Below are 22,502 nucleotides of genomic sequence, written 5' to 3'. Positions count from 1 at the left end.
GGCCTCCTACGCCGCGACGAGGTACGAGAAGACGGACTCGAGGGACTCGTCGGACGGCGAGACCGTGAGCAGCCGGATGCCGTGGTCCCTGGCCACCCGCGGCAGCAGGGCCGTGAAGCGGCCGAAGTCGACGGCCTGGACGCGCAGCGCGCCCTCGGCGAGGTCGACCTCGATGCCGGCCGTCGACGGGTCGGCGATCAGCGCGGCCGCGAGGGCGCGGTCGTCGCTGGAACGCACCAGGTAGCGGTGCGGCCGGTCGGTCATCAGGCGGCGGATCTTCCGGAAGTCACCGCTGGCGGCGTGCCGGCCGGCGACGACGACCTCGATGTGCCAGGCGAGTTGCTCGACCTCTTCGAGGATGTGGGACGAGAACAGCACCGTGCGGCCCTCGTCGCCCATGCGGCGCAGCAGGTCCATCAGCTGCATGCGCTGGCGCGGGTCCATGCCGTTGAAGGGCTCGTCGAGCAGCAGCAGCGAGGGGTCGTGGACGAGGGCGCTCGCCATCTTCACGCGCTGGCGCATGCCCTTGGAGTACGTCTGGATCTTGCGGTCCTGCGCGTGCTCCATCTCGACCGTGGCCAGGGCCTTCTGGGCCGCCTTGGCGCCCAGACCGTGCAGCTCGGCGTTGGCCAGGACGAATTCCCTGCCGGTGAGGAAGTCGTACATCGCCTCCCGCTCGGGGACGACGCCGATGTGCTGGTAGATCTGCTCGTTGCGCCACACGGCCTGGCCGTCGAGGGTGACCGTGCCGGTGGAGGGTGCCAGGAAGCCGCCCATCATGTTGATGAGGGTGGACTTTCCGGCGCCGTTCGGGCCGAGCAGGCCGGTGACGCCGGGGCCGATGGTCATGGTGATGTCGTTGACGGCGACCACGTTGCCGAACCAGCGGGAGACGTGGTCGATGTTGAGCGTGGTCACAGGCCCACCTTCTTGTAGCGGCGCATCAGGAGGCCGTAGCTCGCCGCGATCAGGCCGAGTGCGACGAGGACGTAGACGACGCCCTCGGCGTTGTCCGGGCCCACCCCGCTGGGGGAGGCGGAGGTCGCGCCCAGGAACGCGGACTGCACACCGTCGATGATCGTGATCGGCGAGAACAGCCCGATCCACGGCACGGCGTCGCCGCTGCCCTGGGCGTCGGCGATGGCCTGCAGGGTGGAGACCGCGCCGTAGGTGATGGTCAGCACGGCGATCACGGCGGCGATGCCGAAGCCGCGGCGCGGGGTGAAGGACGCGATGACCAGGCCGATGCCGGCGAAGAGCAGTGAGAGCAGTGCCACGGAGACGAGTCCTTGAGCGAATCCCTTGGTCTGGTCGGCGAAGTCGAGCTTGGCCAGCAGCGCGCCCACGTAGAGCACGAGCAGGGGAGCGGCCGTGAGGACGAACAGCGCCGAGGCCAGCGCCGCGAACTTGGCGCGGACGTAGTCGGCGGTCTCGATGGGCCGCGAGAAGTACAGCGGAACGGTCTTGAAGCGCAGGTCCCGTGAGACGGACTGGGGTGCCTGCGAGGCGACGTACAGGCTGATGACCGCCTGCATGACGATCGCGTAGCGCGTGTAGTCCAGGGGCAGGGCACTGGCCTTGGTGGCGACCGCGACGGCGACCATGATGGCCGCGGGCACGCACATCACCACGAAGAGCAGCATCGGCAGCACCTTGGACTTCACCGAGCGGCCGAGGCCGTAGGAGCCGCGCAGGGACTGCGAGTACAGGGAGCGTCGGGCGTAGGCGCGGCCGAGGCGCGGCCCGTCGTAGTTGCGGTAGCCGATGTTGTGGATGCGGGTCTGGTCACCCGGTGCCGGGGCGGGTGTCCCCGTGGCGTGCTCAACCGCCATGGCCGACCGCCTCCTTCCGCTGCTCGCGCTCGTCGCTGCTGGTGAAGACCTCGGAGATGTGGTGCCGGCGCTGCTCCATGCGCACCAGGCCGAGTCCGAGGTCCGCGATCACGTCCCGGACCAGGTCGTACGTCTCCTCGCCCTGAGCGGTGAGCAGCAGGACGTGCCCGGCGCCCGGCAGGCCGCTGCCGTCCTCGGCACTCACCCCGCGCGCGTGCAGCGCCTCGCGGACCGCGCGGGTACCGTCCGGGTGCTCGTCGGTGTCGGTGACCTCGATCGCGAGGGTGGTGGTGATCTGCGTGAAGTCCGTGGTGGAGCTGGAGCGCAGGAGCTTGCCGCCGTCGACGACGATGACGTGGTCACAGGTGCGCTCGAGTTCGCCCAGCAGGTGGGAGGTGACCAGGACCGAGATGCCGAAGTCGGTGTGGATGCGGCGGATCAGGCCGAGCATCTCGTCGCGGCCGACCGGGTCGAGGCCGTTGGTCGGCTCGTCCAGGAAGACCAGCTGCGGGTCGTGGACGAGGGCCTGCGCGAGCTTGACGCGCTGCTTCATGCCGGTCGAGTAGCCGCCGATGGGGCGATAGCGCTCCTCGTACAAGCCGACGTGGCGCAGGGTGTCGGCGGTGCGCTCGCGCGCGGCCGCGGGCGGCAGGCCGGACATGCGCGCCATGTGGACGACGAACTCGGTGGCCGAGACGTCGGGCGGCAGGCAGTCGTGCTCGGGCATGTAGCCGACCCGCTCGCGGATGGCGGCGCCCTTGGTGGCGACGTCGAGACCGAGCACTTCGGCGCGGCCCTCGGTGGCGGGGGACAGACCCAGCAGGATCTTGATCAGTGTGGACTTGCCGGCTCCGTTGGCTCCGACGAGTCCGGTCACACCGGGCCCGACGTCCACGGAGAGCCGGTCAAGCGCGGTCACCCGGGGGAACCGCTTGCTCAGGCTTTCGGTCGCGATCACAGTCACCCTTTGAAGGTAGGGGCCGTGCGCGTGGTGGTCATCACTCCGCAGAGCTGTCTTCGGGTCAGCCCTGAGTATTACGGGCCCCTAGGGGAGCTGGTTCTCGAGGGTTACCACGACGGGGAAGCTCCCTGTTGACGAACTCTCTAACAACTGCCAGATTCGCCGGATGACGTTGCTCACGGGTGCGCGGGAGCGCAGGGTGCGGACCGGCGAAGTCGAGCTGTGCGTGGCCGAGCTGGGTGATCCGGAGCGGCCGACGGTCGTCCTGGTGCACGGCTACCCCGACAGCAAAGAGGTGTGGTCCGAGGTCGCCGAGCGGCTCGCCGGGCACTTCCACGTGGTGGCGTACGACGTCCGCGGCCACGGGCGGTCGACGGCGCCGCGGCCGCTGCGGGGCGGGTTCACGCTGGAGAAGCTGACGGACGACTTCCTGGCCGTCGCGGACGCGGTGAGTCCGGACGCGCCGGTGCACCTCGTCGGGCACGACTGGGGCTCGGTGCAGGGCTGGGAGTTCACCACCGTGAGGCGCACCGAGGGACGCATCGCGTCCTTCACCTCGATGTCCGGGCCGTCCCTCGACCACTACGGCCACTGGATCGGCCGGCGCGTGAAGCGGCCGACCCCGCGCCGGGCCGGCCAGCTTCTCGGGCAGGGCGCCCGGTCCTGGTACGTCTACCTGCTGCACACTCCCGTGCTGCCCGAGCTGGCCTGGCGCGGCCCGCTCGGCAAGCGCTGGCCACGGGTGCTGGAGCGGGTCGAGAAGGTGCCCCGGGGCGACTACCCCACCTCGTCCCTGCCGTCGGACGCTGCGCACGGGGCCTGGCTGTACCGGGACAACGTCCGGCCCCGGCTGCGCAGGCCACGCCCGGACGCGCACGCCCACGCGCCCGTGCAGATCATCACGCCCCTGGAGGACCGGTTCCTCTCGGAGCGGCTCCACAACGAACTGGACCAGTGGGTTCCGCAGTTGACCCGCAGGACGATCCGGGCGGGGCACTGGGTCCCGCGGACCCGTCCTGACCGACTGGCCTCATGGATCGAGGAATTCGTGATGTCGGTCGGGAGCGGACGGTCTCCGGTGGCGGTGAGCGGCGCGCACGCCGAGCGGTTCGGCGGGCAGCTCGTGCTGGTCACCGGGGCGGGCAGCGGTATCGGGCGGGCGACGGCGCTCGCCTTCGCCGGGGCCGGGGCGCGCGTGGTGGCCGTCGACCGGAACGCGGAGGCTGCGGCCCGCACCGCCGAGTCGTCCCGCCTGCTGGGCGCCCCCGAGGCCTGGGCGGAGACGGTCGACGTCTCCGACGAGCAGGCCATGGAGAAGCTCGCCGAGAAGGTCACCACCGAGTACGGAGTGGTGGACGTCCTCGTGAACAACGCCGGGATCGGACTGTCCGGTTCCTTCTTCGACACCACGCCGGAGGACTGGAAGAAGGTCCTCGACGTCAACCTGTGGGGTGTCATCCACGGCTGCCGGCTCCTCGGCCGGCGGATGGCCGAGCGCGGGCAGGGCGGCCACATCGTCAACGTGGCGTCGGCCGCGGCCTACCTGCCGTCCCGGGCGCTGCCCGCGTACAGCACCTCCAAGGCGGCCGTGCTGATGCTCAGCGAGTGCCTGCGGGCGGAGCTGGCCGGGCAGGGGATCGGCGTGACGGCGGTCTGCCCCGGGTTCGTCAACACGGCCATCACGTCGACGGCGCACTTCGCGGGGGTCGACACCCGGGAGGAGAAGCTGCTGCAGAAGCGCGCCGCCCGTCTGTACGGTCTGCGCAACTACCCGCCGGAAAAGGTGGCTCGGGCGATCCTGCGGGCCGTGACGCGCAACGAGGCGGTGGTTCCGGTCACGCCGGAGGCGCGGGGTGCGCGGTGGCTGTCGCGGTGGGCGCCGGGGGCACTGCGGGGCATCGCGCGGGTGAAGCCACCGGTGTGACGGGCCACCAAAGTCCGCTCCAGCAAGGCTAGTTGTCCACAGAGACGCCCATTCTCTCTGTGGATAACACCACTTGGTTGTGGATCAAACCTGGGAAGTGAAACTCGATCGCGTGATTCACGTCTCTCCCGCACTCTGAGGGCATGGACGAAAGACGCACCGTGAAGGTGTCGAAGTACCTGTCGAAGCATCTGCGTCACCAGCCGGAACGCATCGGGCTCACGCTCGACGAGGCCGGCTGGGCCGAGATCGACACGTTGATCGCCGCGGCCGCCACGCACGGCTTCCGGTTCACCCGGGACGAACTGGACCATGTCGTCGCCGCCAACGACAAGCGGCGTTTCGCCGTCGAGGGCACCCGGATCCGCGCCAGCCAGGGCCACAGCGTCGGGGTGGACCTCGGGCTGCCCACGGCGACCCCGCCCGCACACCTCTACCACGGCACTGTCGCCCGCAATCTGGACGCGATCCAGGACGAGGGCCTCCGGCCGATGAACCGGCACGCCGTGCACCTCTCCGCCGACCGCGAGACGGCGACCCGCGTCGGAGCCCGCCGAGGGCGGCCGGTCGTGCTGGGAGTCGACGCGGCCGCCATGCACGCCGACGGCCATGTCTTCCACGTCAGCGCGAACGGAGTGTGGCTGATCCCGGCTGTACCGCCGCGCTACCTGCGCTTTCCCGGGTCGCGCTGACCTGCTGGTGCGACCAGACGCTCACGACGGCTGTTTCACGTGAAACACGGGTGCCCCCCGGGCTCGACGCCATGAGTCCGCGTCCGAGCACCGTGACCCTCCCGTACCACCGTCGGCACGAAGGCGACCGCGCGGCCTGGACACTCCCCATGGCTGAAGAGCGCGGTTGCCCGCTCAGATACCGATGAGCCGGACACGGTCGCCGCGCAACCGGGCCGTCCCCAGCCCATTCCTGACCACGGTCCCTCCGCTTAGCGCGCTGAGTCCGTCACCGATCACGGAGACATCAGTCTGGGCTGATCGCTCATCGGCCGGGCGTTCCCACCCGAAGGTGGCGTCGCAGTTCAGCGAGGCGGGACCATCCGACGAGAGCCCTTACGCTCGACGCATGAGCCTGCGTCTGAGCACCGTGATCCTGCCCTACCTCCGCTGGCACGAGGGCGGTCGTGACACGTGGCAGCGGGCCGAGCAGCTCGGGTTCCACACCGCGTACACCTACGACCACCTGTCGTGGCGAACCTTCCGGGACGGGCCGTGGTTCGGCGCCGTCCCGACCCTGACCGCCGCCGCGGCCGTCACCGAACGGCTGCGGCTGGGCACCCTCGTGACCTCGCCGAACTTCCGGCACCCGGTGACCCTGGCCAAGGAGCTGATCTCTCTCGACGACATCTCCGGTGGGCGGATCACACTGGGCATCGGCGCGGGCGGCTCCGGCTTCGACGCCACCGCGCTCGGCCAGGAACCGTGGACACCGCGCGAGCGGGCCGACCGCCTCGCCGAGTTCGTCCCGCTGCTCGACCGGCTGCTCAGCGAGGACTCCGTGTCGTACGAGGGCGACTTCTACTCCGCCCACGAGGCCCGGAACATCCCCGGCTGTGTGCAGCGCCCCCGGCTGCCGTTCGCGGTGGCGGCGACCGGGCCGCGCGGGATGCGGCTCGCCGCCCGGTACGGGCAGGCCTGGGTCACCACCGGCGACCCCAAGCTGTACGAGAACGGCACGTCCGAACAGTCGATTCAGGCCATTCGCGGGCAGGCGGAGAAGCTCGACGACATCTGCGCCGAGGTCGGCCGGGACATGTCCGGCCTCGACCGGGTCCTGCTCACCGGCTTCACGCCGGACCGGGGCGGCCCGCTCCGGTCCCTGAACGCGTTCGTGGACTTCGCCGGACGCCATGCGGAGCTGGGCTTCACCGAGATCGTGGTCCACTGGCCGATCCCCGACTCGCCGTTCGCGGCGGAGGAGAAGGTCTTCGAGCAGATCGCGATGGAGGCGCCGGCGCAGCTGCACTGAGCACGGGCGGATGTGCCGAGGAGCCTCTGGTGAGGGGCTCCCTCGACAGGGCTCCCGGCTACGGGCCCCTGGTGAGGGGCCCTGGTGAGGGGCCCTGGTGAGGGGCCCTGGTGAGGGGCCCTGGTGAGGGCGGTATCCACTCACCTGTGCGGAGCCCCGCACGCCCGTGCAGGTGTGTGCGGGACAATGTCCGGGTGACCTCAGCGACCCGACAGCCCGAGACCGCGGCCGAGACCCTCCCGCCGCGGCTGATCGCCACCGACCTCGACGGCACCCTGCTGCGCGACGACAAGTCGGTGTCCCCGCGTACGGTCGCCGCGCTGGCCGCCGCCGAGGAGGCGGGCGTCGAGGTCTTCTTCGTCACGGGCCGCCCGGCCCGCTGGATGGACGTCGTCAGCGACCACGTGCACGGCCACGGTCTGGCCATCTGCGGCAACGGCGCCGCCGTGGTCGACCTGCACGGCGGCCCGGGTGCCCACCGGTTCGTGAAGGTGCGGGAGCTGGCACGGGGGAACGCCCTGGACGCCGTACAGCTGCTGCGAGACGCGGCGCCGGGCACGGTGTACGCGGTGGAGCAGACGTACGGCTTCTACCAGGAGCCGGCGTACCCGAAGCTGCACATGGAGATACCGGACAGCCTCGCCCCGGCCGAGGAGCTGCTGGGCCCGGACCACCCGGCCGCCGCGGAGCCGGTGCTGAAGATCCTGGCCTACCACCCCGAGATCGACCCCGACGCCTTCCTGACCCTGGCCCGCCTCGCCATCGGCGAGCGCGCCAACGTCACCCGCTCCAGCCCCAGCGCCCTGCTCGAGATCAGCGGCCCGGGAGTCTCGAAGGCCAGCACCCTCGCCCTGTGCTGCGCCGAACGCGGTATCTCGCACGAGCAGGTCGTCGCCTTCGGTGACATGCCCAACGACGTGGAGATGCTGACCTGGGCGGGCCGGTCGTACGCGATGGGCAACGCGCACCCGGACGTGATCTCCGCTGCCTCGGGCCGGACGGTCGCGAACAACGAGGACGGGGTGGCGGTCGTGATCGAGCAGTTGCTGACGGAACTGCCGTAGCCGTCGGGGGCAGGGGGGTCTCAGAGGGACACCCCGCGTGCCGCCAGCCACGGAACCGGGTTCACGGCCGAGCCCGACTCCGGTGTGACCCGGACCTCGAAGTGCAGGTGCGGCCCGGTGGAGTTGCCCGTGGTGCCCGACTGGCCGATCCACTGGCCGGGGCTGACGTGCTCCCCCTGGTCGACCGCGAGGGAAGCGAGATGGGCGTACTGCGTGTAGTAGCCGCCCGCGTGTTTGAGCACGATCTCCATGCCGAAGGCACCACCGCAGGACACCTTCACCACCCGGCCCGCACCCACCGCCCGCACCGGCGTGCCGATCGGCACGGCGAAGTCCTGCCCGGTGTGCCGGTTCGACCAGCGCTCACCGCCGCTGCCGTAGGACGCCGACAGCTCGTACGTCTCGACCGGCGCGACCCACTCGCCGGCGGTGAAGCCCGTCTCCGGCTGGTCGAGCCGGACGGCTCCGCGGCACGCCCCCGCGGAGACCGCGGCGTCCGCCTGCCCCTGGAGCTCCGAGCGGGCCGTCTCCAGCTTCCGCTCGATGTCCGCCTTCAGACCCGCGAGTTGGGTGTTGCGCTTGTCCAGCGCCTGCCACTGGGCCGCGGCCCTGGCCTCGTCCGCCGCGAGCCGGGCCTCGGCGCGCTGGTTCTTGGCGATCGCGTTGTTGACGGCGAGGTCCGCCTGTGAGAAAGCGTGCTGACCTCGCATCAGGCCGTCGGGGTTGTCGGCGAGGATCATGTGCGCGGCCACCGGCAGACCACCGCTGCCGCGGTACTGGGCCCGGGCGATCCGGCCCAGATCCTCGTGCAGGGCGGCGATGTGCCGCCGCTGCGCGTCCAGGAGTGCCTCCGCCCGCTGGGCTTCTTCCCGCTGCTCCTCGGCCTCCTTGCGGCCGGCCTCGTACTGCTGTGTCGCCACCGCGGCCTCCTCGTACAGCCGCGCCACTTCGGCGCTGAGGCCAGTGTCCGCGTCGGTCCCCGTGCCGTTCCCGGGTGCCTTGTGCGCTGCCGTCGGCCGGGCCGCGAGCACGGCCAGCGCGCACAGCAGGACCGGAACCAGCAGCCGATGACGGCGATATGAGCGCATGTCAGCGATCGTCGCCCAGCTCCGCCGGCCTGGTCTTGTTCACGTCGTACGCCTGGGGGACCGGTTGCGCCGAACGGCCCAGTGCGTGCCGTCCTCGGCCGCTACCGCGCTGCCACCAGCGACTCCACCGCCGCCTCCCGCTCGGCCATCCCGCGCAGCGGCCCGTCCACCGCCATCAGCTCCGCGTACGGACCGCGCTGCACCACCCGTCCCTGGTCCAGCACGAGCACCTCGTCGACCGCTTCGAGGCCCGCCAGCCGGTGCGTGATGAGCAGCGTCGTCCTGCCCTCGGTGGCTGCCAGCAGATCGGCGGTGAGCGCGTCCGCGGTCGGCAGGTCGAGGTGCTCGGCCGGCTCGTCGAGCACCAGGACGGGGAAGTCCGCGAGGAGCGCCCGGGCCAGCGCCAGTCGCTGCCGCTGGCCTCCCGACAACCGCGCCCCGTGCTCGCCGACGAGCGTGTCGAGCCCGTCAGGCAGGCTGTCGGCCCAGTCCAGCAGCCGAGCGCGGCCGAGCGCGGCGCGCAGGTGAGCCTCGGTGGCGTCCTTCCTGGCGAGCAGCAGGTTCTCGCGCAGCGAGCTGTCGAAGAGGTGCGCGTCCTGCGCACACAGCCCGACGAGCTCCCGTACGTCGTCACTGTGCAGCCCGTACGCGTCCACGCCCGCCAGCGTGTACGAACCCGTCTCCGCGTCGAGGAACCGCAGCAGCACCTGCGCCAGCGTGGTCTTGCCGGAGCCGGACGGGCCGACGACGGCGATCCGGCGGCCTTCCTCGAGGGCCAGGTCGAGTCCGGCGAGCGCGTCCCGGTCCTGCCCGGCGTACCGGGCGGTCAGCCCTCCGACAACGACCGGGAACGGCGACGCGGGCGCCTTCCGGGGCCGCTCCGGCTCCCTCACGGGCGCCGACGCGTCCAGCACCTCGTACACCCGCTCCGCGCTCCGGCGCACGCGCTGCCGGTACTGCACGGCGAGCGGCAGCCCGAGTACGGCCTCGAAGGCTGCGAGCGGGGTCAGGACGACGACGGCCATGGTCACGCCGTCGAGCCGCCCGGCGGCGACCGCCTGCGCGCCGGCCAGGGCGGCGGCCGTGACGGTCAGGCCGGAGATCAACGCGGTGAGACCGTCGCCGAGGGCCGTGGCGGTGGCGGCGCGCGAGGCGATCCGGGTGAGCGCCCCGTCGGTCTCGCGGGCCTGGGCGGCCCGCACGGGCAGGGCACCGGCGACGGTCAGCTCCGCGGTGCCGGTGAGCAGATCGGCCATCCGCGTCGCGAGCACCCCGCGGGCGGGCGCCAGCCTGTGCTCGGCCCGCCGCGCCACCGCGTTGGTGATCAGCGGCACGCCGACCCCCGCCGCCAGGAGACCGGCCGCGAGCACCGCGCCGGCCTCGGGCAGCAGCCATGCCGTGAAGCCGACCGACGCGGCCGACACGACGACGGCCGCCCCGGCCGGCAGCAGCCACCGCAGCCAGTAGTCCTGCAGGGCGTCCACGTCCGAGACCAGCCGGGAGAGCAGGTCACCCCGGCGGACCCGGCGCAGCCCGGCCGGCGCCAGCCGCTCCAGCCTGCGGAACACCGCGACCCGGGTGTCCGCCAGCATCCGCAGCACGGCGTCGTGCGACACCAGCCGCTCCGCGTAGCGGAACACGGCCCGCCCGATCCCGAATGCACGCGTCGCCGTGACGGCCATCATCAGATACAGCACGGGCGGCTGCTGCGAGGCCCGCGAGATCAGCCACCCGGAGGTGGCCATGAGCCCCACTGCACTCCCCAGCGCGAGACTCCCGAGCAGCAGTGCGAGTCCCAGCCGCCCGCGCCGGGCAGCGGACATGGCGCGGACGCGTGCGAGGACACCGCCAGAAGCCGACGGTTCGGCAGGCTCGGCCGGGAGGGGCGGTTCCATCTCGACGGGTCGCGTTCCGGCCCCCCGGGCCGCGGCGGACGCCACGGGCAAGGCAGCGGTGGTCCCGGGCTCCGCCAGCCGTACGACCCGGTCCGCGACCTCCAGCAGCGCCGGCCGGTGCACCACCAGCAGCACCGTCCGGCCGGCCGCAAGACGCCGCACGGCCGCGACGACCTCGGCCTCGGTGGCCCCGTCCAGCGCCGCCGTCGGCTCGTCGAGCAGCAGCACGGGCCGGTCCGCAAGGAACGCCCGGGCCAGCGCGAGCCGCTGCCGCTGCCCGGCGGACAGCCCGGCGCCGTCCTCCCCGAGCACGGTGTCCACGCCCTCGGGCAGCGCGTCGACGAACTCCAGCGCCCCGGCGTCCCGCAACGCCCGCCGTACGGAGCCGTCGTCGGCGCCGGGCCGCGCCAGCCGTACGTTCTCGGCGATCGTCCCGGCGTAGAGATGCGGACGCTGCGGCACCCACGCGATCCGGGAGCGCCACTGCTCCAGGTCGGCTTCGGCGAGATCGACTCCCCCGACCCGCACCCGCCCCTCGGCCGGACGCACGAACCCCAGCAGGACGCTCAGCAGCGTCGACTTGCCGGCACCGCTCGGCCCCACCAGCGCGACCGTCTCCCCGGGCTGCACACCGAAGGACACGTTCGAGACGGCGTCCGCCGACCGCCCCGGGTACCGGACGGTCACCCCCTCGAACCACAGCGCATCCTCCGTCACGGCCTCGTGGCCGGACGCCGGGACGGGTGTCTCCAGGACCTCGAAGATCTCCTCGGCTGCCGCGAGCCCCTCCGCCGCCGCGTGGTACTGGGCCCCTACCTGCCGCACCGGCAGATACGCCTCGGGCGCGAGGATCAGGATGACGAGACCGATGTACAGGTCCATCTCGCCGTGCACCAGCCGCATGCCGATCGTCACGGCGACCAGAGCCACCGAGATCGTTGCGAGCAGTTCCAGGGCAAAGGAGGAGATGAAGGCGATCCGCAGTGTCCGCATGGTCGCCCGCCGGTACTCGCCGGTGATCCGCTGGATCGACTCGGCCTGTGCCTTGGCCCGCCCGAAGACCTTCAGCGTCGGCAGTCCCGCCACGACGTCCAGGAAGTGCCCGGACAGCCGCGACAGCAGCCGCCACTGACGGTCCATCCGGGACTGGGTCGCCCAGCCGATCAGCACCATGAAGACCGGGATGAGCGGCAGGGTGCCCACGATGATGGCCGCGGAGACCCAGTCCTCGGTGACGATCCGCGCCAGCACCGCCACCGGCACGACCACCGCGAGACCCAACTGCGGCAGATACCGCGAGAAGTAGTCGTCGAGGGCATCGACGCCTCGGGTGGCCAGGGCGACCAGCGAACCGGTCCGCTGCCCGCTCAGCCAGCCCGGCCCCAGCTCGGTGGAGCGCTCCAGCAACCGCCGCCGCAGCTCGGACTTCACCGCCGCGCTCGCCCGGTGCGCGGCGAGCTCGGTGAGCCAGCCGACCAGCGCCCGTCCGACCGCGACGACTGCCAGCAGCAGCAGGGGAGTGCCGAGTTCGGACACCGCCATGCGGTGCTGGAACGCGCCGACCACCACCTCGGCGATGAGCATCGCCTGCGCGATGACCAGCCCCGCTCCCACGGCGCCCAGGGCCACGACCGCCACAAGGAAGCCCCGGGTGGCATGGGCGTACCGGAGCAGACGCGGATCGATTGGTTTCACGTGAAACACACCTCAGTGCGCGGTCTCGGCGATGTGCTGCGTACCGATCCGCTTGCGGAACACCCAGTACGTCCAGCCCTGGTAGAGCAGGACGACCGGAGTGGCGATCCCGGCACACCAGGTCATGATCTTCAGCGTGTACGGGCTGGACGAGGCGTTGGTGACCGTCAGGCTCCAGTCCGGGTTCAGCGTCGACGGCATGACGTTCGGGAAGAGCGTCAGGAAGAGCATCGCCACCGTGGCCACGATGGTGAGCCCCGACAGGGCGAACGCCCAGCCCTCACGCCCGGCCCGTGCCGCGGCCAGGGCCACGAGGAGCGACGCCACGGCCACGACCATCGCCACGAGCGACGAACCGTCACCCAGGTCGGCCTGCGTCCACAGCAGGAAGACGAGCGCCAGCAGGGCGGTCACCAGCCCGACGCGCAGCGCCAGCTTCCGCGCCCGCTCCCGGATCTCCCCGACGGTCTTGAGCCCGACGAACACCGTCCCGTGGAAGGTGAACAGCGCCAGCGTGACCAGACCGCCCAGCAACGCGTACGGGTTGAGCAGGTCCAGTACGCCGCCGGCGTAGTTGAAGTCCTGGTCGATCTTCACCCCCCGCACGATGTTGCCGAAGGCCACGCCCCACAGGAAGGCGGGCAGCAGCGAGGCCCAGAAGATCGCTGCCTCCCAGTTGCGCTGCCAGTTCTCCTCGGGCCGCTTCACGCGGTACTCGAAGGCCACGCCCCGGACGATCAGGCAGACCAGGATGAGCAGCAGAGGCAGGTAGAAGCCGGAGAAGAGCGTGGCGTACCACTCGGGGAAGGCTGCGAAGGTCGCGCCGCCCGCCGAGAGCAGCCACACCTCGTTGCCGTCCCAGACGGGGCCGATGGTGTTGATCAGCACCCGCTTCTCCGGCCGGTTCCGGGCGAGGAGCTTCGTGAGCACGCCGACCCCGAAGTCGAAGCCCTCGAGGAAGAAGTAGCCGGTCCACAGGACGGCGATGAGGACGAACCAGATGTCGTGCAGTTCCATGACTGTGCAGCTCCCTCGGCCTAGTACGAGAAGGCCATCGGCTTGTCGGCGTCACGGGAGTCGCCGCCGATCTTCGTGGGCGGGTTGAGGTCGGCCTCGGTGAGCTCCGGCGGACCCGCCTTGACGTACTTGACCAGCAGCTTGACCTCGACGACGGCGAGGATCGCGTACAGCGTGGTGAAGACGATCATCGACGTGATGACCTCGGCCTGGGAGACACCGGGGGAGACCGCGTCACGCGTCTGGAACAGTCCGTAGACGACCCACGGCTGGCGGCCCATCTCGGTGAAGATCCAGCCCCAGGAGCTGGCGATCAGCGGGAAGCCCAGGGTGAGGATCGCGATGCGCCAGTACCACTTGGTGAGGGTCGGGCCGAGCGCCTTCTTCGGCAGCAGCGCGAGATGCGGCACCTCGTCGTCGCCCGTCCTCAGGTGCTGCGGCAGCATGAACTTCTTGCGGGTCAGCCACAGCCCGGCCAGACCGATGGCGAACGACGTCATGCCGAAGCCGATCATCCACCGGAAGCCCCAGTACGCGACGGGGATGTTGGGCCGGTAGTCGCCGGGCCCGTACTTCTCCTGCTCGGCCTTGTTGACGTCGTTGATGCCGGGCACGTACGAGGTGAAGTCGTCCTTCGCGAGGAAGGACAGCAGGCCGGGGATCTCGATGGCGACCTTGTTGTGGCCCTTGTCGACGTCGCCGATGGCGAAGACCGAGAAGGGAGCCGGCTTCTCGCCGTCCCACAGCGCCTCGGCCGCGGCCATCTTCATCGGCTGCTGCTGGTACATGATCTTGCCGAGTACGTCACCGCTGACCGCGGTGAGGAGACCGCCGATGACGACGGTGACGAGGCCCAGCCGCAGCGAGGTCTTCATCACCGGGACGTGCTTCTTGCGGACCAGGTGGAAGGCGGCGATGCCGACCATGAAGGCGCCGCCGGTCAGGAAGGCCGCGGTGAGCGTGTGGAAGACCTGGGCGAGGGCCGTGTTCTGGGTCAGCACCAGCCAGAAGTCGGTGAGTTCGGCGCGGCCCTTCGCCTCGTTGATCCGGTAGCCGACCGGGTGCTGCATCCAGGAGTTGGCCGCCAGGATGAAGTAGGCCGACAGGATCGTGCCGATCGAGACCATCCATATGCAGGCCAGGTGGATCTTCTTCGGCAGCTTGTCCCAGCCGAAGATCCACAGGCCGATGAAGGTCGACTCGAAGAAGAAGGCGATCAGGGCCTCGAAGGCCAGCGGCGCACCGAAGACGTCACCGACGAACCGTGAGTAGTCCGACCAGTTCATGCCGAACTGGAACTCCTGCACGATGCCGGTGACCACACCCATCGCGATGTTGATCAGGAAGAGCTTGCCCCAGAACTTCGTCGCCTGGAGGTACTTCTCCTTCTCCGTCCGCACCCAGGCCGTCTGCAGTCCGGCCGTGAGCGCGGCCAGTGAGATCGTCAGGGGGACGAACAGAAAGTGGTACACGGTGGTGATGCCGAACTGCCATCGCGCCAGGGTCTCCGGCGCCAAAGCCAGGTCCACGTCGCCGCTCCTTACACTACGCTTGTGAAAGCGTTCACATTCACAAGCCATTATGCAGCACGGACTTTCGAGCCCTGGAGGGGGCCCCTGTCTCCCCCGTCACAGTCGATCGCCCCCTTGACCCGAACTTCAACATATTGTTGAATCGGTGGCATGCGACACAGGAGTGCCTGTTTCACGTGAAACAGGCACCCAGGGGGTCGACAAGGCGAGCACCGTCGCCTTCTGGACCGAGGGGGATGCCCTCACCCTCCCCTACGGACCCCACGCCGATCTCACGGGACGGCGAGCGCCGCCTCGCCGACCCGTGCAATGCCCTCGGCCGCCTCGACGGCGACCCCGGTCTGCTCGCGACCGTGCGGGACGGCGACCCCGTACGCGTGGAACTCCTGGACGCCTGACCTGGCTCGCGGACCTACAGCTCCTTACGGAACCCTTCCGACACCTTCAGGAAGATGTCGTTCGCCTCGGCCTCCCCGACCGTCACCCGCACGCCCTCGCCCGGGAACGGCCGGATCACCACACCTGCCTGCTCGCATGCCTGCGCGAAGGCGACCGTGCGCTCCCCCAGCCGCAGCCACACGAAGTTGGCCTGGGTCTCGGGCACCGTCCAGCCCTGCGAGCGCAGCCCGTCCACCACACGGGTGCGCTCGCACACCAGCGAGCCGACCCGGCCGAACAGTTCATCCTCGGCCCGCAGCGAGGCGATCGCCGCCTCCTGCGCGAGCTGGCTCACGCCGAACGGCACCGCTGTCTTGCGCAGCGCCGCGGCCACCGGTTCGTGGGCGATGGCGAAGCCGACACGCAGGCCGGCGAGGCCGTACGCCTTCGAGAAGGTCCGCAGGACGCAGACGTTGGGCCGGTCACGGTAGATCTCGACGCCGTCCGGTACCTCGGGATCGCGGATGAACTCGCGGTAGGCCTCGTCGAGGACCACCAGCACATCACGCGGGACCCGGTCCAGGAAGCGCTCCAGCTCCGCCCGGCGCACCACCGTGCCGGTCGGGTTGTTGGGGTTGCAGACGAAGATCAGCCGCGTCCGGTCGGTGATCGCGTCGGCCATCGCGTCGAGGTCGTGCACATCCCCGGGCGTCAGCGGCACCTGGACCGACCTCGCGCCGCTGATCTGCGTGATGATCGGGTACGCCTCGAACGACCGCCAGGCGTAGATCACCTCGTCGCCCGGGCCTGAGGTGGCCTGGATCAGCTGCTGGGCGACACCGACCGAACCGGTACCGGTGGCCAGGTGGGAGAGCGGTACGCCGAACCGCTCGGACAGCTCGTTCATCAGAGCCGTACAGGCCATGTCCGGGTAGCGGTTGAACGTGCAGACCGCCGCCGTCACGGTCTCCATCACGCCCGGCAGCGGCGGATACGGGTTCTCGTTGGAGGACAGCTTGTAGGCCACCGGACCACCTGCCGCGGCGGGCTTACCCGGCCTGTAGGTGGGGATCCCCTCCAGCTCGGCGCGCAGCTTGGGGCTCGTCTCGCTCACCGCAGTCCTCCTCGTGAAGACCGGCGGCCCATGACCGCCGCCGACATCCAATACTCCTCACCTTATGAGGATTCGGCGCCGCTGCGTATAGCCACGACCGCGGCGGCCGTCCCTGACGTCCCCCGTCCCAACGGCATCAGGGGCATCGCCGCACCAAGGCGTACGAATCCAGGGGCGCGCTGCACATATATCTATGCGCCGGTGGTGCACGCCGTGGCGCGCATCCCCCGTGCAGGTGAGTTGAGACCTCTTCGCAACATCAACCACTTGGCAGGCTCATGCGCGCCGACAAGACACGTACTGCCATGAGAGCGCTCAACACCCTTGGTTTCCAAAGCAATTGATGTTAAATGATCATGCAGAAACGTGCCTGTCAACGCGTGCATATGCGTCCGCACTACCCCACCGCATGAGCCCTACTATCGGCTCGCCATGACAGCAGCAGGGAAGCACCAGGTGAGCCGCGCGGAAACCTCACGGCGAGGCAGTCGGCCGGGCCGGGCCGGAATCAGAGACGTGGCCGCCGCCGCCGGAGTCTCCATCACGACCGTCTCCGATGCCCTCAACGGCAAGGGGCGACTCCCCGACGCCACCCGGCGCCATGTCCGGGAAGTCGCCGACCGGCTGGGCTACCGGCCCTCGGCCGCCGCCCGGACCCTCCGTACCGGCAAGTCGGGGCTCATCGGCCTGACCGTGACCACGTACGGGGATGAACCTTTCACCTTCACGGAGTTCGCGTACTTCGCGGAGATGGCACGGGCCGCCACCTCCGCCGCGCTCGCCCGGGGCTACGCCCTCGTCATCCTGCCCGCGACCTCCCGCCACGACGTGTGGTCGAACGTCGCCCTGGACGGCACGGTCGTCATCGACCCCTCCGACCAGGACCCGGTCGTCAGCGAACTCGTCCGGCAGGGGCTGCCGGTCGTCTCCGACGGCCGCCCGGCCGGTGCGCTGCCGGTCACGGCCTGGGTCGACAACGACCACGAGGCCGCCGTCCTCGGCATCCTCGACCACCTGGCCGATGCCGGCGCCCGCCGCATCGGCCTGCTGACCGGCACGACGACGGACACGTACACCCACCTGTCGACCACCGCGTACCTGCGCTGGTGCGAGCGCGTCGGCCAGGACCCGGTGTACGAGGCCTACCCGGCGCACGATCCGTGCGCGGGGGCCGTCGCCGCCGACCGGCTCCTCGCCCGGCCCGACCGGCCCGACGCGGTCTACGGACTGTTCGACCCGAACGGCACCGACCTGCTCGCAGCCGCCCGCCGCTACGGCCTGCGCGTCCCCGACGACCTGCTGCTGGTCTGCTGCAGCGAGTCCACGGTGTACGCCAACACCGAGCCGCCCATCACCACGCTCTCCCTGAAGCCGCGCCGCATCGGCACGGCGGTGGTGCAGCTCCTGATCGACGCCATCGAGGGACTGGACTCCGACCGCCCGGTGGAACAGGTGATACCCACGGAGCTGATCGTGCGCACCTCGTCCCAGCGACGCCCGCCGCGCACGACGGTCAGCCCGCCGCGATCGCCCGAGGGGACGTAGGACCCGCGCCCCGGGTAAAGGGAAGGTCGTACTCCTGGGGAGAAACGGGGCCGGTCCCCCGCAGAGAAGGACCGTTCTCGCGAAGAGCAGAAGAGCGAGGACGGTCACACGGTGGTCAAAGCCCGGCTCAATCGGGGCGAAAGCCGCGGTGAACTGGACTCTTGCTCTGATTCACCACCCCTGGGTCATCACATGGCGCGATCCGCATTCCTATGATGGGCCCACGACACCCGCGGGCCGCTACGACCAGGCAGTCCGATGCGGTGCAATGCGGCGCGATGGTGGAGGGGTCGATGACTCAGGGGGCCGGTCAGGGACCCGAGGTGGAGCGGACGGCGACGTTGCGCGACTTCCGAGTGCCCGCGTACGTCCACGAGACCGGTCCGTACGTCCACAGCGTCCATCCCGGCGAGGCCGCACCGCCCGAGGAGACCTATCCCGAGGGGTACACGCCGACCCAGCGCGACCTCCCCGTCGTCAACCGGGGCGACACTGTCCAGGTGACCGTGGACCCCGAGACCGCCGCCGCCCCGCAGGCCACCACCGGGCAGGGCCCGCTGTACGTCGTGGGCGACGTACACGGCTACCTCGACCAGCTGGTGTCGGCCCTCCAGGAGAAGGGCCTGCTCGACACCGCCGGTAACTGGTGCGCGGGCACCGCCCGGCTGTGGTTCCTCGGCGACTTCACCGACCGCGGCCCGGACGGCATCGGCGTCATCGACCTGGTGATGCGGCTGTCCGCCGAGGCCGCCGCAGCCGGCGGCTACTGCAAGGCGCTCATGGGCAACCACGAGCTGCTGCTGCTGGGGGCGAAGCGGTTCGGCGACACCCCCGTCAACTCCGGCGCGGGCACCGCCACCTTCCAGGCGGCCTGGCTCCTCAACGGCGGCCAGAAGACCGACATGGACCGCCTCCAGGACCACCACCTGCAGTGGATGTCGCGCCTGGACGCCATCGAGGAGGTCGACGGCCACCTGCTCGTCCACTCCGACACCACCGCCTACCTCGACTACGGCCGCTCCATCGAAGAGGTCAACGACACCGTCCGCGAGACGATCACACGAAACGACGCGGACGAGGTCTGGGACCTGTTCCGCAAGTTCACCAAGCGGTTCTCCTTCCGCGACGAGGGCGGCGCGGACGCCGTGCGCTCCCTACTCGATACGTACGGGGGCACCCGCATCGTTCACGGGCACAGCCCGATTCCGTATCTGCTGGGCGAGGTCGGCTCCGAGGACGACGAGGACAACCGCGACCCCGTGATCGAGGGACCGCACGTCTACGCCGGCGGACTCGCCATCGCGATGGACGGCGGCGTGACCATGGCCGGAAAGCTGCTGGTCCAGCAATTGCCGCTGGATACGTGAACGTTCACCGGGCAGGCGTCCCCCCTCGGAGGACCGGGCCGGTGACGGGTCAATTTCGGTAAACCCCCTGTCACCGCATACCGTCACCGCTCTACCATCGGCTTATCCGTAGCAGGCTCCCCTCCGTTTCTGCCCGACGGCTCGTCAGCATGCCGAGCCCCAAGCCCTACGGAGCATCGGGGGATGCACATGAACAGCGTTCCGCAGCACCTGCTGAGCGAGGACCGCCAGGATTACGAGCGGATCCTCGATGAGGCGCTGCGCTCCGCACCACACCGTCCGGAACTGGCCGCTGTCGGACAGCGGCTCAACGCCGAACAACTGCGCACCATGGCACTGAACGCCACCGCGCTCATCGCGGCGGCCGCTTCGACCGAGTACCAGCACTACGTCAAGGTCCGCGACGAACTGCGTCACCCGGCGTCGGCCGACGAGTCGGCCGTGCGCGAGTCCGGTTCCTCCGAGCCGGGTACGGGCGCGTCGGGGCTCGCCGCCACCATGGGTGGGGTCGCCGAGACCGCCGGCGCGGGCGCCGTCGCCGTCGTCGCCGTGCTCGCACCCGTCCTGGCCGGAACCGCCGCGGCGATCTTCCTGCTCGTCGGCTACATTCTGCAGATGCTCGACCCCGAGCAGGGTTTCGCCCGGACCATGCTCACCACGGGCTGGGTCTTCGGTGCCGTGACCGCGGTCGCGATCCTCGTCGCCGCGGTGGGGCTGCTGCTCACCGCCCTGCGCAACAAGCCCACCGCCGAAGGCAGGCCGTACGGCGAACTGCAGGGCGAGGTGGCCCAGGCCAAGGAATCCTGGCACGAGGCCCTGCTGGAACGCGGCATCCTGCCCTTCCTGAGGGAGGCCCTCGTCGACCCCGGCGCGGCCGCCGCGCTGCACCACACGCCCTCGTCCACACCGGTCAGCCGCATGCCGCACCTCGGCTACGGCCGCCCGGGCTTCACCAGCCCGGACGACGGCGACCGCGGCTCGCGCCCCAGCTTCAGCAGCCCGGACTACACCAGCCCGGACTTCGGAGGGCCGGAGCACCAGCCGGAGTAGCCGTCGGAGTCCGTCCGAGCAGGCACCTCCCACAGGCCGGGGGACCATCGGCCCCCGGGCCTGTGCGCGGCCCGGTCAGTCCGCGATGGGCAGGTACACGCGGTTCCCGCTCGCCGCGAACTCCTTCGACTTCAGGGCCATGCCCTCCTCGATCTCGGTCTTGGTGCCGCCGTGTTCACGGCGGATGTCCTGCGAGATCTTCATGCTGCAGAACTTGGGACCGCACATCGAGCAGAAGTGAGCCGTCTTGGCCGGCTCCGCGGGCAGGGTCTCGTCGTGGAACTCCCGTGCCGTGTCCGGGTCGAGGGCCAGGTTGAACTGGTCCTCCCACCGGAACTCGAAACGGGCGTCGGACAGCGCGTCGTCCCACTCCTGGGCACCCGGGTGTCCCTTGGCGAGGTCGGCTGCGTGGGCGGCGATCTTGTAGGTGATGACACCGGTCTTGACGTCGTCACGGTTCGGGAGGCCCAAGTGCTCCTTGGGCGTGACGTAGCACAGCATCGCCGTGCCCCACCAGGCGATCATCGCGGCACCGATGCCGGAGGTGATGTGGTCGTACGCCGGTGCGACGTCCGTGGTCAGCGGTCCGAGCGTATAGAACGGAGCTTCATCGCAGATCTCCTGCTGAAGGTCGATGTTCTCCTTGATCTTGTGCATCGGGACGTGCCCCGGGCCCTCGATCATGGTCTGAACGTTGAAACGCTTCGCGACCCGGTTGAGTTCCCCGAGCGTGCGCAGCTCCGCGAACTGGGCCTCGTCGTTGGCGTCGGCGATCGATCCGGGCCGGAGGCCGTCTCCGAGTGAGTACGTGACGTCGTACGCGGCGAGGATCTCGCAGAGCTCCTCGAAGTTGTCGTACAGGAACGACTCCTTGTGGTGCGCGAGGCACCAGGCGGCCATGATCGAGCCGCCGCGGGAGACGATGCCGGTCTTGCGGTTCGCCGTCAGCGGCACATAGGCGAGGCGCACGCCCGCGTGGACCGTCATGTAGTCCACGCCCTGCTCGGCCTGTTCGATGACCGTGTCCTTGTAGATCTCCCAGGTCAGCTCCTCGGCCCGGCCGTCGACCTTCTCCAGGGCCTGGTAGAGCGGCACGGTGCCGATGGGAACGGGGGAGTTGCGCAGCACCCACTCGCGTGTGGTGTGGATGTTGCGGCCGGTGGACAGATCCATGACCGTGTCGGCGCCCCATCGGGTCGCCCAGGTCATCTTCTCGACCTCCTCCTCGATGGAGGACGTCACCGCCGAGTTGCCGATGTTGGCGTTGACCTTCACCAGGAACCGCTTGCCGATGATCATCGGCTCGATCTCCGGGTGGTTGACGTTGGCCGGCAGCACGGCCCGGCCCGCCGCGATCTCGTCGCGCACGACCTCCGGCGACACGTTTTCCCTGATGGCGACGTACTCCATCTCGGGCGTGATCTCACCCCGGCGTGCGTACGCGAGCTGCGTGACCGCCTGTCCGCCCCTGCCGCGGCGCGGCTGGCGGGGGCGGCCGGGGAAGACCGCGTCGAGGTTGCGCAGACCGCCGCGGGGCGAGGTGTGCTTGATGCCGTCGTCCTCGGGACGGACGGGGCGGCCCGCGTACTCCTCTGTGTCACCGCGGGCGATGATCCAGTTCTCGCGCAGCGGAGACAGACCCCTGCGGACATCGGTGTCGACGAGTGGATCGGTGTACGGGCCCGACGTGTCGTACAGCGTGACCGCCTGGCCGTTGGTGAGGTGCACCTGACGGACCGGCACGCGTAGGTCGGGGCGTGTGCCCTCGATGTACGCCTTGTGCCAGCCGATGGACTTCCCGGCCTCCTCGGACTTCTCGTCCTGAGCGGAGGCAGGCGTGCGTGCGTCCTTGTTGGTCATCAGACCTACTCCCTACGCCGGCATTACCCGGTAACAGGTTCGGCGGTCGACGCAGCGGTTTCCGTCCGGCGACGTTTCGTGTGAAACATCACTCGACTCCGGCGACGTTTCATGTGAAACATCGCTGGGACGGAGGTCAGCGCCCTCTCAGCCCGGTGCTCCGAGCTCCCGCGTGTACAAAAGGTGCCCCCACGCTA

At 70.3% G+C, this 22,502-nt stretch carries 16 protein-coding genes, 1 pseudogene and 1 riboswitch; of the genes and pseudogenes, 8 read left to right on the top strand and 9 right to left on the bottom strand.

Features of this window, described 5'->3' with window-relative positions:
* Positions 1-6: 6 nt before the first annotated feature.
* The 3 genes from ACFU3E_RS06110 to ACFU3E_RS06100 are packed head-to-tail and all read right to left on the bottom strand — an operon-like array spanning position 7 to position 2,790.
* Entirely contained in the window at positions 7-918 is a 912-nt protein-coding gene (locus ACFU3E_RS06110) for an ABC transporter ATP-binding protein (protein WP_384152742.1), read from the bottom strand.
* A complete protein-coding gene (locus ACFU3E_RS06105; RefSeq protein WP_384152739.1) occupies positions 915-1,832 on the bottom strand; it encodes an ABC transporter permease in 918 nt (305 codons plus the stop codon). The genes ACFU3E_RS06110 and ACFU3E_RS06105 overlap by 4 nt, the downstream gene beginning before the upstream one ends.
* On the bottom strand, positions 1,822-2,790 hold the full coding sequence (locus ACFU3E_RS06100) for an ABC transporter ATP-binding protein (protein ID WP_384152924.1): 969 nt from the start codon (positions 2,788-2,790) through the stop codon (positions 1,822-1,824). Before ACFU3E_RS06100 ends, ACFU3E_RS06105 begins: the two co-directional genes overlap by 11 nt.
* 169 nt (positions 2,791-2,959) lie before the next feature.
* On the opposite strand from ACFU3E_RS06100, the gene ACFU3E_RS06095 reads away from it, so the two are divergent.
* The 4 genes from ACFU3E_RS06095 (at position 2,960) to ACFU3E_RS06080 (ending at position 7,764) form a co-directional block, all read left to right on the top strand.
* Positions 2,960-4,717, top strand: a complete 1,758-nt coding sequence (locus ACFU3E_RS06095; RefSeq protein WP_384152736.1) for an SDR family oxidoreductase — start codon at positions 2,960-2,962, stop codon at positions 4,715-4,717.
* Positions 4,718-4,860: 143 nt separating this feature from the next.
* Positions 4,861-5,409, top strand: coding sequence for an RNA 2'-phosphotransferase (locus ACFU3E_RS06090; protein WP_384152733.1), 549 nt, complete (start codon positions 4,861-4,863; stop codon positions 5,407-5,409).
* 388 nt (positions 5,410-5,797) lie between these two features.
* Complete coding sequence (locus ACFU3E_RS06085) at positions 5,798-6,700, top strand: LLM class flavin-dependent oxidoreductase (RefSeq protein ID WP_384152730.1); 903 nt, start codon at positions 5,798-5,800, stop codon at positions 6,698-6,700.
* Positions 6,701-6,894: 194 nt separating this feature from the next.
* A complete protein-coding gene (locus ACFU3E_RS06080; protein ID WP_384152727.1) occupies positions 6,895-7,764 on the top strand; it encodes an HAD hydrolase family protein in 870 nt (289 codons plus the stop codon).
* A gap of 20 nt (positions 7,765-7,784) precedes the next feature.
* Here ACFU3E_RS06080 and ACFU3E_RS06075 read toward each other — a convergent pair whose 3' ends face one another.
* The 4 genes from ACFU3E_RS06075 to ACFU3E_RS06060 form a co-directional block, all read right to left on the bottom strand.
* The gene (locus ACFU3E_RS06075; RefSeq protein WP_384152724.1) at positions 7,785-8,852 is read right to left on the bottom strand and encodes a M23 family metallopeptidase; all 1,068 of its coding nucleotides are present in this window, start codon (positions 8,850-8,852) and stop codon (positions 7,785-7,787) included.
* Between the two features lie 101 nt (positions 8,853-8,953).
* Entirely contained in the window at positions 8,954-12,442 is a 3,489-nt protein-coding gene (gene cydD, locus ACFU3E_RS06070) for a thiol reductant ABC exporter subunit CydD (RefSeq protein WP_384152721.1), read from the bottom strand.
* A gap of 12 nt (positions 12,443-12,454) precedes the next feature.
* Complete coding sequence (cydB, locus tag ACFU3E_RS06065; protein WP_384152718.1) at positions 12,455-13,459, bottom strand: cytochrome d ubiquinol oxidase subunit II; 1,005 nt, start codon at positions 13,457-13,459, stop codon at positions 12,455-12,457.
* Positions 13,460-13,479: 20 nt separating this feature from the next.
* Positions 13,480-14,988, bottom strand: coding sequence for a cytochrome ubiquinol oxidase subunit I (locus ACFU3E_RS06060; RefSeq protein ID WP_384152715.1), 1,509 nt, complete (start codon positions 14,986-14,988; stop codon positions 13,480-13,482).
* A 142-nt stretch (positions 14,989-15,130) separates the two neighbouring features.
* On the opposite strand from ACFU3E_RS06060, the pseudogene ACFU3E_RS06055 reads away from it, so the two are divergent.
* Positions 15,131-15,389 (top strand): annotated as a pseudogene (locus tag ACFU3E_RS06055) (cyclophilin-like family protein); the annotation flags it as partial.
* Between the two features lie 14 nt (positions 15,390-15,403).
* On the opposite strand, the gene hisC reads toward ACFU3E_RS06055, so the two are convergent.
* Complete coding sequence (hisC, locus tag ACFU3E_RS06050; protein ID WP_384152712.1) at positions 15,404-16,483, bottom strand: histidinol-phosphate transaminase; 1,080 nt, start codon at positions 16,481-16,483, stop codon at positions 15,404-15,406.
* 432 nt (positions 16,484-16,915) lie between these two features.
* Here hisC and ACFU3E_RS06045 point away from each other — a divergent pair, with 432 nt between their 5' ends.
* From ACFU3E_RS06045 to ACFU3E_RS06035, 3 genes are all read left to right on the top strand, one after another.
* Positions 16,916-18,028, top strand: a complete 1,113-nt coding sequence (locus ACFU3E_RS06045; RefSeq protein WP_384152709.1) for a LacI family DNA-binding transcriptional regulator — start codon at positions 16,916-16,918, stop codon at positions 18,026-18,028.
* Positions 18,029-18,306: 278 nt separating this feature from the next.
* Positions 18,307-19,395: a metallophosphoesterase gene (locus tag ACFU3E_RS06040; RefSeq protein WP_384152706.1), complete on the top strand. Its 1,089-nt coding sequence runs from the start codon at positions 18,307-18,309 to the stop codon at positions 19,393-19,395.
* 183 nt (positions 19,396-19,578) lie between these two features.
* Positions 19,579-20,445 (top strand): hypothetical protein, encoded by an 867-nt coding sequence (locus ACFU3E_RS06035; protein WP_384152703.1) that lies wholly within the window; start codon positions 19,579-19,581, stop codon positions 20,443-20,445.
* Between the two features lie 75 nt (positions 20,446-20,520).
* Here the strand turns inward: ACFU3E_RS06035 and thiC are convergent, their stop codons facing one another.
* The gene (gene thiC, locus ACFU3E_RS06030; RefSeq protein ID WP_384152700.1) at positions 20,521-22,305 is read right to left on the bottom strand and encodes a phosphomethylpyrimidine synthase ThiC; all 1,785 of its coding nucleotides are present in this window, start codon (positions 22,303-22,305) and stop codon (positions 20,521-20,523) included.
* Positions 22,298-22,487: riboswitch (TPP riboswitch) on the bottom strand. It overlaps the preceding gene by 8 nt.
* Between the last annotated feature and the right edge of the window lie 15 nt (positions 22,488-22,502).

This window comes from Streptomyces sp. NPDC057424 (genome assembly GCF_042803315.1).
Classification (GTDB): Bacteria; Actinomycetota; Actinomycetes; order Streptomycetales; family Streptomycetaceae; genus Streptomyces.
Note: the sequence above shows the minus strand (reverse complement) of the source record. Positions and strands in the feature narration are given on the sequence as shown.

What these genes read in the sequence shown, in the direction of transcription:
- ACFU3E_RS06035 (WP_384152703.1), top strand. Translation starts at nt 19,579, where the DNA reads ATGCACATGAACAGCGTTCCGCAGCACCTGCTGAGCGAGGACCGCCAG.
- cydB (WP_384152718.1), bottom strand. Translation starts at nt 13,459, where the DNA reads ATGGAACTGCACGACATCTGGTTCGTCCTCATCGCCGTCCTGTGGACC.
- ACFU3E_RS06085 (WP_384152730.1), top strand. Translation starts at nt 5,798, where the DNA reads ATGAGCCTGCGTCTGAGCACCGTGATCCTGCCCTACCTCCGCTGGCAC.
- ACFU3E_RS06095 (WP_384152736.1), top strand. Translation starts at nt 2,960, where the DNA reads ATGACGTTGCTCACGGGTGCGCGGGAGCGCAGGGTGCGGACCGGCGAA.
- ACFU3E_RS06075 (WP_384152724.1), bottom strand. Translation starts at nt 8,852, where the DNA reads ATGCGCTCATATCGCCGTCATCGGCTGCTGGTTCCGGTCCTGCTGTGC.
- ACFU3E_RS06105 (WP_384152739.1), bottom strand. Translation starts at nt 1,832, where the DNA reads ATGGCGGTTGAGCACGCCACGGGGACACCCGCCCCGGCACCGGGTGAC.
- ACFU3E_RS06090 (WP_384152733.1), top strand. Translation starts at nt 4,861, where the DNA reads ATGGACGAAAGACGCACCGTGAAGGTGTCGAAGTACCTGTCGAAGCAT.
- thiC (WP_384152700.1), bottom strand. Translation starts at nt 22,305, where the DNA reads ATGACCAACAAGGACGCACGCACGCCTGCCTCCGCTCAGGACGAGAAG.
- ACFU3E_RS06045 (WP_384152709.1), top strand. Translation starts at nt 16,916, where the DNA reads ATGACAGCAGCAGGGAAGCACCAGGTGAGCCGCGCGGAAACCTCACGG.
- ACFU3E_RS06040 (WP_384152706.1), top strand. Translation starts at nt 18,307, where the DNA reads ATGGTGGAGGGGTCGATGACTCAGGGGGCCGGTCAGGGACCCGAGGTG.